This is a genomic window from Ancylomarina sp., assembly GCF_041555295.1.
Taxonomy (GTDB): Bacteria; Bacteroidota; Bacteroidia; order Bacteroidales; family Marinifilaceae; genus Ancylomarina.
Map to the genome: position 1 here is coordinate 1 of NZ_JBFFKR010000134.1, position 9,104 is coordinate 9,104.

Annotated in this window: 6 protein-coding genes and 1 pseudogene; 2 read left to right on the top strand and 5 right to left on the bottom strand. The window is 35.8% G+C overall.

The features are described 5' to 3' along the window. Positions 1-836: hypothetical protein (locus tag ABY905_RS10380; RefSeq protein ID WP_372643357.1), on the bottom strand; the 836-nt coding region annotated here is incomplete at its 3' end. A 226-nt stretch (positions 837-1,062) separates the two neighbouring features. On the opposite strand from ABY905_RS10380, the gene ABY905_RS10385 reads away from it, so the two are divergent. Further along, positions 1,063-1,749: a DNA-binding response regulator gene (locus ABY905_RS10385; RefSeq protein ID WP_372643360.1), complete on the top strand. Its 687-nt coding sequence runs from the start codon at positions 1,063-1,065 to the stop codon at positions 1,747-1,749. A gap of 140 nt (positions 1,750-1,889) precedes the next feature. Here ABY905_RS10385 and ABY905_RS10390 read toward each other — a convergent pair whose 3' ends face one another. The 4 genes and pseudogenes from ABY905_RS10390 to ABY905_RS10405 form a co-directional block, all read right to left on the bottom strand. After that, positions 1,890-5,534, bottom strand: coding sequence for a two-component regulator propeller domain-containing protein (locus tag ABY905_RS10390; protein WP_372643363.1), 3,645 nt, complete (start codon positions 5,532-5,534; stop codon positions 1,890-1,892). 210 nt (positions 5,535-5,744) lie between these two features. After that, the gene (locus ABY905_RS10395; RefSeq protein WP_372643366.1) at positions 5,745-6,005 is read right to left on the bottom strand and encodes a DUF202 domain-containing protein; all 261 of its coding nucleotides are present in this window, start codon (positions 6,003-6,005) and stop codon (positions 5,745-5,747) included. A 336-nt stretch (positions 6,006-6,341) separates the two neighbouring features. Beyond that, positions 6,342-7,088 carry a hypothetical protein gene (locus ABY905_RS10400; protein WP_372643368.1) on the bottom strand — a complete coding sequence of 249 codons (747 nt, stop codon included), beginning with the start codon at positions 7,086-7,088 and terminating at the stop codon, positions 6,342-6,344. A 413-nt stretch (positions 7,089-7,501) separates the two neighbouring features. Continuing rightward, positions 7,502-7,768 (bottom strand): annotated as a pseudogene (locus tag ABY905_RS10405) (DUF3788 family protein); the annotation flags it as partial. 864 nt (positions 7,769-8,632) lie between these two features. Between ABY905_RS10405 and ABY905_RS10410 the strand changes: the two are divergent. Beyond that, positions 8,633-9,104, top strand: a 472-nt coding sequence (locus ABY905_RS10410; protein ID WP_372643371.1) for an Ig-like domain-containing protein, incomplete at its 3' end; no start/stop codon positions are given.

Below are 9,104 nucleotides of genomic sequence, written 5' to 3' on the forward strand. Positions count from 1 at the left end.
CCCACTCCCCTATCTACTCTAAAATTAACATCGAAGCCTCCAGCTATATCTTCCTCAATTAAAAATTTCAAACCATTATCTTCTGCAGACTGAGTAAAACCATGTAGCATAAGTTCTTTATAAATTGCTAAATTCTCAAGAGGTGAGTCAATGGGTTTATCTTCCGCCCCAAGAGCTATGGCATCTTCAGTTCGGAGCATCATAACACGACCACAAAAATCGCGAGTCACATTGGCAATCGATCCATCACCAAAATTCTTAATAACCTCAGCCAGTCGTTTATCAATAACTGCTGAAGGCGAGCGAATGATATCTAAACGTCCGAATTCAATAGGGACAACATATAGTGCAACCTCAGGTAAAACTTCCCCTTCGGCATCGTAAAGTGCAATAACATTCTCGTCTCCAACAACAAAACCATCTATGGGTTCGATTGTAACTAGTTCGGTAACAGGCACTGGGTCGCCTCCAGGAATAGTAGATGGTTCATAAACAACATATCCATCGTCGCCACGAACTAAAACCTCCAGAGGAAAAGAAGCATTAAGTCGAGGATTCACAACATCGATGACTCCTATCACAGGAACATCTTTGTACTCTACATGATACTTTAATTCATAAAGGATTGGAACACCACTTTCGTCACGTTCCATTTGCCATAAATCACCATACAAATCGGCTTGATCGACATCGGTCTTCTTACCTCCTCTTTTCAACTCATGGTTTTCAGTAATCCTATTTTCTTCAATATTCAAAACATCATCTTGACATGAAGGAGTAAATACAATTCCTATGATGAATAAAACAGCATAGAATGAAAGTAAACGTTTTTTCATAGCATATAAGTTTTAAGTGTTTATTATGAGCTGCAGAATAACGTGTAATTAGGAATTATCAAGTTAGGCAAAGCTATAGGTATTATCAATCCTCATTTTGTGCATCTTTTAAAACGATTTTGGTTATAAAAAATCAACAAATCCACAGATCCATCTAAACAGAATAATAAAAAAACAGATATTAATTAAAGAAAAACGTGTAACTTAAAGGGATATAAGATTCCAAATGACAAAACAAATAAACATATCAATTCTCTATGATCAGCTTTTAATAGCTGAAGGTTTCAAGGCTATCTTGTCAAATGTTAATGGATTACACGTCTCTAAACTAACTGAAAACAATGCCAAATATAATCAATCAATAAATCCACTTGAAATAGATTTATTTATAATAGAACTTTCGGACATATCTAAGCAGAATATTGAATATGTTAATTGCTTACGCGAATCTTTTCCAAATCAGAAAACACTTGTCGTATCAGGTTCACTCACTCGTGAACTTTTGGAATACTTAATCAGCATTGTTAATGGATATATGCTTAGAACCTGCTCGTCTGAAAAATTAATTTTAGCAATTCATGAAATTATTGAAAATGACAACTTTTTATGCTCACAGTTAATTCCGATCCTTTTCGATAACAATCATAAGAATGGCTTTAATATTGATCTCACTAAACGGGAAAAAGAGATCTTGTCATTACTATATACCACAAATCACAATTCGGAAATAGCAGAAATTCTAAATATTAGTCAGACAACAGTTCGAACGCATCTCAAAAATATCCGTCACAAATCTGGTAATAAAAACGAGGTGCAGATGATGAGATATGCCTGTAATAAAAATCTGCTAAAAGAGAACTGTATTCCTTTATGCCCTAACTGCAGGTTTTACTACAAAAAAAACGGGAAATAATATAAGAATCTGTTTTAAGATTCAGCCCTATGCTTTTCAAGCTGCTTTAAATCGGCAAAGCGTTACAAGAAAAGGATCACAGATTCCCAACGCGAAGCCTGCACAGATAGCATATCTACAGAAGCGGATTAAGTCGCAGACTAAACATCTCGTTTCTCGCAAGGGATGGTAAAAAAGAAGCTTGTGCCCTTACCTGGTTGACTCTCGCACCAAATAGCGCCGAAGTTTTTCTGGACAAATTCATGACAAAGAATAAGTCCAAGACCTGTGCCTTTTTCACCTGATGTTCCAAGAGTTTTATATTTCACGTCAATACGAAACAGCTTCTCCATATTTTCTTTTGAAATACCAACGCCCTCATCCTTGACTTCTACTTCCAGAAATTTCTCTTCTCGCCTGACATTGACCTCAACGACTCTACCCGATTCAGTGAATTTAACCGCATTATTAATCAGGTTACGTAAAACGGTATTAATCATCTGTCTATCTGCATAGGCTGTAAAACTCTCTTTCACATTTGTTCTCAATAAAATACCTTTTTTCTCAGCAGGAATACGGTGTAAATTGATATTCTCTTCAACCTGAAGGGATAAATCGAACTCAGTGGGTGTATAGTCAATGTCACCTCTTTGAGATTTCGACCAGGTCAACAAATTCTCCAGCAAATTGTATATCAGCTCTGCCGAATGATGAATACGTTTCAGTGCAATAAGCCTATCCTCTTCATCCAGATCATTGTAATTTTCATCGACTACCTGACTCAATGAGTATAAACTGGCAAAAGGATTCTTTAAGTCATGAGCCAGAATAGAGAAAAACTTATCTTTGGTAGCATTCAGCTCGTTCAATTCTTCTTTTTGCTGGCGTAAACGCTGCTCCGCTTCCTTACGTTCGGTAATATGTCGTGAAACAATCGTTATGCCTGTAAGAACGCCCTGAGCATTACGCCGGGGACTTATCTTTGCATTAAACCAACACATGCCTTGCTGATTGACGCAATAATCGAATTCATGAATAATATCACTCGTTTGTAACTGTTCAAAAGCCAACTGCAGTTCCTCTACAACCGATAAAGGAAATCCGACTTGACTATAATGTTTATAAAGAAAAAAATCCGGGTTCTCATATAGCGGATCCTGATTACCCGGATTATAAAATTCCTGAAATACCCCATCTTTATCGAGAACAAAGACTAAATCGTTGAGAGATGAAATAGTTGACTTCAATTTCTCTTCACTTTCTTCTACTCTCTCCTTTTGTAAGGCTATTTCAGTCGTACGTTCCCGAATTCCTTGTTCAAGCATACGTTTTTCTCGTCTCAGATTCCTAACTCTCCACCTGAAGCTTCCATAAATTAATAAAACTCCAAAAAGAATATAAGCAACATAGGCATAGTCACTGCGCCACCATGGAGGAAGAATCCTAATCTCAAGCTGAGTAGGCGTTTCGTTCCAGATACCATCATTATTAGTTCCCTTTACAAGGAAGGTATATTGCCCACTTGGCAGATTGGTAAAGTGAACAAAATGGCGATTCCCTACCTCTATCCACTCATCACTTAAGCCTTCCATTTTATAGGCGTAACGATTCTTAAAGGGTTGGGTATAATCCAGAGCAGCATAAGCAATTGTGAAAGAATAATCCTTATAGGAAAGCTCTAACCTATCGGTATACACATTGAGTTTTTCCTTTTGAGCCCCTCTTTCCTTATCGAATGAAGTAATCACAATAGGCGGAATGAAGGTGTTATCTTGAAGTGAATCGGGATGAAAAGCAATCAGTCCATCCATTCCACCAAAATACACATAGCCCTTTTCATCCTGATAAACGGCCTTTAAATTGAATTCCCCTCCTTGTAGTCCTTCATTAACAGAATAGGATTTAATCTCCTGAGTTTTTGCATTCAACATAGCCAGACCATTTCCCGTAGAGAACCAAAGGTTACGATTCTTGTCTTCAATAATATCGTAGATGATATTACTGGGCAAGCCATCTTTCATCGAATAGTAAGTGAACAAAGAATCCTTTTTATGAAAGCGATTGACTCCAGTACTGGTGCCAATCCAAATATCACCTTGTTGATCCTCGCAAAGAGAGATGGTAAAATTATCGCAAAGGGTATTAGACTGACCATTTTGATGCGAAAAGTGCAACATTCTGTTCTCACGAGGCAAATAGCAATCCATGCCATTCAATGTCGCAATCCAGATAAAACCTTCGCTGTCCTCTAATATGGAATAAACCAGATTGCTGCTAATACCATAGGGTTCTTCAGCTCCTGAACGATAGAAGATTCTTTTTTTTGTCTTAGGATTAAAGCTTGCAATCCCATTCCCTGTTCCAATCCAGATATTCCCGTTTGAGTTTTCAGTAATGCAATAAACCCGGTTGTTGGCAAAGAAGTCCGTTGTGTCTAGTCCGAAATACGTATTAAAAGGAATAAAATTTTGCCGATCTGAATTAAAGATGCCAACCCCATTTCTGGTTCCCATCCAAATTCGAGATTCACTGTCTTCGAACAAAACATGAACATGATTGTTCGATATATATCTATCTCCCTCGAACTCGGAAGAATAGTGCAACATTTCTTTAGATTCGGGATTGTAGATATTCAAGCCTTTTGCCCAATTCCCTACCCAAAGACGTTTATCCTTATCGATATAAATAGATCCGATGATATTATCCAATAAATCCAGTGAATTTGGATCGTCAGTTTTCTTATAATTTCGAAACTTCTTCGTTTTCAGATCTGCTCTATCAAGACCCGCAATTGCACCTATCCATAAATTCTTAGATTTATCTTCGAATAGAGAATACACAATATCATGGCCAATGTAATTTATATTATTGGGGCCACTGCGGTATTGGCATATTTCAAAATGACCACTATCCCAACTCCAGTCCAAACGATTCAGGCCCCCTTCTTCTGTTCCAATCCAATACACGCCATTGCTATCTTGCAGAATTGAACGGATATAGTTGGTGCTCAAAGGCTGTCCCTCTTCATTGTCAAAACGCTTGAACGCCTTCGTTTTTTGATTATAGAAATTAAGACCATCTTCAGTACCTATCAAAATATAACCTGAAAGATCCTCATGAAGAGCAGTAATATGGTTATTTGATATGGAATTGGGGTTCGATTCATCATGTCGATAATTGGTGAAACTTTTCTTCTCAGGATCAAAAACACTGAGACCATCTGATGATCCGATCCAAATCATTCCCGAGCGAGATCTGAGTAATGGAAAACCAATATCATGCAGAGCACCATCGTACTGGAGATTGTTCGTGAAACTCTCCAAACTGTCCGTTAAATAATTGTATCTGGATAAAACGGGAGGGAAACTGATGTAAACAAACTGATCGTCAGCCACTGTACCATAGACAAATTTATCTGGCACAATAGAATCATTTATTTTGTGAGAAATAAGTGTAAATTCTCCTGTGGTCTTATCATAGCGATTCAAACCCTCCTTTGTGCCCAGCCAAATATTCCCCTTAGCATCTTCGGTAATATCAAAAATCCAATTATTTGAAAGCGAAGTACTATCGGTTGGATCATAAAAGAAATTCTCAAAACTATAACCATCAAATTTATTTAAACCATTCTGGGTGGCAAACCACAGGTAGCCTTCTGAATCCTGAAAAATAGATTTGATTTCGCTTTGAGAGATACCATCTTCAACGCTGTAATGCTTAAAAGTCATTAATTGAGCATAGGCATTGAGAGGCATACACAATAGAGCTCCCCAGAGATGTAATATTATAAAGACTCGAAAATTCATATGCTATTTTAGGGTGAATAATTAAGCATTAACAATTTACAGCTTTTTTTCATCACGGCATTCGTTTTATTTGATCAATTGAATCGCCTTTTTGATATCAAATAACAAAGAGACCTGTAAATATTTTAAGAATTGCTTTTTTCATTACAAGGGTTTACTAAAATGAGGCACAACCATTGGCGATATTTTAAAAAGACGCCTTAGTTGAATTCAGTTAGTGTAATAATTATTAATACGTTTTCTGACATGAATAAAACGTACAATGCCAACTATGAGAAGAAAAAATGCAGCTATAAGCAATATGTAGGCAAGCGTTTTTAAATTCTGTAAATCTTCAATTTTCAGAATAACAAAGCCAGAACTTAAAAATACAATGGAGGTTCTAAAGTAAGAAAGAAAGGTGCGTTCATTAGCCAGATTGGTCCTTTCCAATGCTAACATATCAGTTAGCTTAATCTCATTTTGTTCCATAATTCATGTTCCTTATTAATGGTTTTAATGCCTTGTAAGTAATTGTGCATGATTATTGACGTGCTTTAAACTTCTCTCAAACACATAAATATTCGGATTAAGCTTGTGAATCAAATTTAATTCGTGACTATTTATAAAAGCTGCCTTTACGTCAATTATTTATCTCATGTTAAGTATAAAAAATTATACTAACATTCTTTCATTTGGAGGAATACCCGAATTTATGAGGGGGAGGTGATTCCTTATCAGTAAAATATCAACCTACATTTAATCACAAAAAAAAGTGCAGCGTCACGGCTACACTCCTCTCCTTTCCGATCGCCATTTAATGAAGGCTTATTTGCGATTTACACTGGCAAGGGACTTAAGTCGCTTTCTGATATTTTGGATGTCCAGAGAAACAGGATGACCTGACTTTGTTTCCGCATTTTGGTTTTCAATATACATAACCATCACGTATTCTCCCCCGAATTCAAACACGCCTATTAGTGATGAAGCGTCTTCATCTTTATATGCATTCGTGAAAACGGACAAGCCTTCATCTTCAGAACTGAATACGTAGCGCTCATTCATATATAAAAAAAGATCATCAGAATAGGTAGCGATCACATCTACTAGAGTACACATTAAGGCATCATTTGCATCAAAAAGATAGACAAGCCTTGGAGCTTGATCAGAATAGTCAAGGTACTCAACAACAGAATTGCTTGGGGAATTATCGGACTCTCCTGCTATTTCGAGAAGATCGCTGCGAGTTATGCCCCAGTCTAAAATAGGATCAGGATAAAGATTAAACCTACCTTTTACTTCTACAGGGATTTCCACAACACGATCATTACTAGCAAGCTCAATTATTGTTTCACCAACCTTTCCTGCACTAACCAATCCATTGACCGACACAGTGGCCTGATAATCGTTTGCCGATCTAAAGACCATATTATATCCAGAAATGGCACTTATTTGTACTCTTTCATTGGGATATAAAGAAATCTCTTTGGTTTTAAGTGATAATTCTACTTGCTCGCCTTCACCACAGGAAAAACATAGTGAAGCAATAAGGGCAATGAATAAGATCTTTTTCATAATGTTCAGATTTGATTGATTAATTCTATATGTTCGTTTCACTTATGTACAATGTTATTTTTGTATCCCTTATTAAACTGGCATATAACTATATTTTATAGCCTAACTATTATTGTCTTTTAAACCTGAAAGGTCAGCTAATAAACCGAACCGCACCAATAATGAGTGAAATACTAAACTGAATAAGGAGTATAAGGTTTTATGGAAAACCAGACACTCCCCTGAATATCCGCAAGTCACTCTATAAAAAATGACATATGATACCCCTAATCAACCCTTGTTTCTTCTTAGAAAATTCCTAAGAAATATAATATTATAAAGACTCGGAAATTCGTATACTATTATAGTCTGTATGACTAAGCATTAACAATTTACATTTTTTTTCTGGTTTTTATTAAAACAAAAATCAATATTTATTGTTTATCAAGCTTTTTCTCAATTAATCGTTTGATATCGGGTAACATGGAGTCGTTTTTCACATCTATTCTAATCCCTCTACCCTCAGCATATTTTGTAGCTTGTTTTAATTCATCTTTAATTTCTATTGAAATAAAACTCTCCATTATCACATCCATCGCTTTTTGACCAAAAACAAAGGCAACTTTAAATGAATGATCTCTTGGCAGGAAATAGATAATCGCCCTTCTCTTGTCTTTAATCTTATATGACCATCCGTATTTTTTCTCTGGATAATTCTAATCTGAAAGTCCTATAGATTTGTGGTATTATATTACTCTTTTTAACTCTACTTATTATGTACACTTAACCTTCAAATAGCTAGATCGAAGGAACATCAAAGCTAGACCGAAGGAACACTGAAATAAAAATGACTTTATTATTGTTAGATACAAGCTAATTAAAAAATATTATTACCAGTACCCATATTACAAAATTCATAGAATTAAATAATGAGAGCAGTTCGATGACGTATCCCATTATTTGTATAATGCCTTAAATCCAAAGGAAACATAAAATATGTCTAATTACCTAAACCCTTATAAATGACCTACTATTTGATCTGAACGTTATTAGTTATTTTCACCTTAACGCTAACATGCATATTGAATCCGCTTAGAGTGGATTAAAATCGTTTAATCAAATTGAAATACAGTCTTGTGTAAGTATTCGATTTTTCGAAGCTTCCTTCGTAATTAGCAGAAAAAGATAATTTCTTATGAATTCGCCACAATAAGTTAAGCGTGACGGTAGCGCACTTTCTATACGTTATATATATTTTAAAGAATTAAGTTGAGAGCATCGCCTAAGCTCTGCGAACGATCCTTCTTACACAAACAGAAGCCTGTCAGTTATCGGCGTTCAACAGATTAATCCATTCGCTCGTAAAAACAGGTCCTGTCTTCGCAGGAATGAGTATCTGAATGAAAAATGACTTTTATACAATCTACACTTATTTGCTTTTCTTTTTTAACAGCCTAAATCTACCAAATGTGTGAATGATGTAACTTAATAGCATTTTGGTGTAACATTTCAGTTTGTTAATGTACTTACCTTTGTTTTGTACAATATTAATTAACAACGATTATATGAAATTTAAAAATCTATTATCAACCCTTGCAATTGCAGCGGTTGTTTTGATGTTGGGTTGTTCAAAAGACGACGATGTCGCTTTAAATCTTGCACCAATGGTGAATTCTTCCGAGCCGGCAAACAATGCTACAGACGTAGTTCTTAATAAAGTAGTTACTGCTACATTCAGTGAGGCAATGGATCCTTTATCGATCAATACTTCAACATTTACATTGATGCAAGGAACAAATGCGATTTCTGGTGTTGTGGATTATTCAGGAACAATAGCAACTTTTACACCAACAAATGCTTTATCTGCTGAAATTATTTATACGGCGACCATAACAATCGGAGCAGAAAGTTTAGCAGGTAAGACGCTTGCTGCTGATAAAGTATGGAGTTTTACAACTGGTATTTTACCCGATGATATATCACCTTCGATATCTTTAACAGACCCTGTAAACAACGCAGTGGGTGTAATTCGCAGTA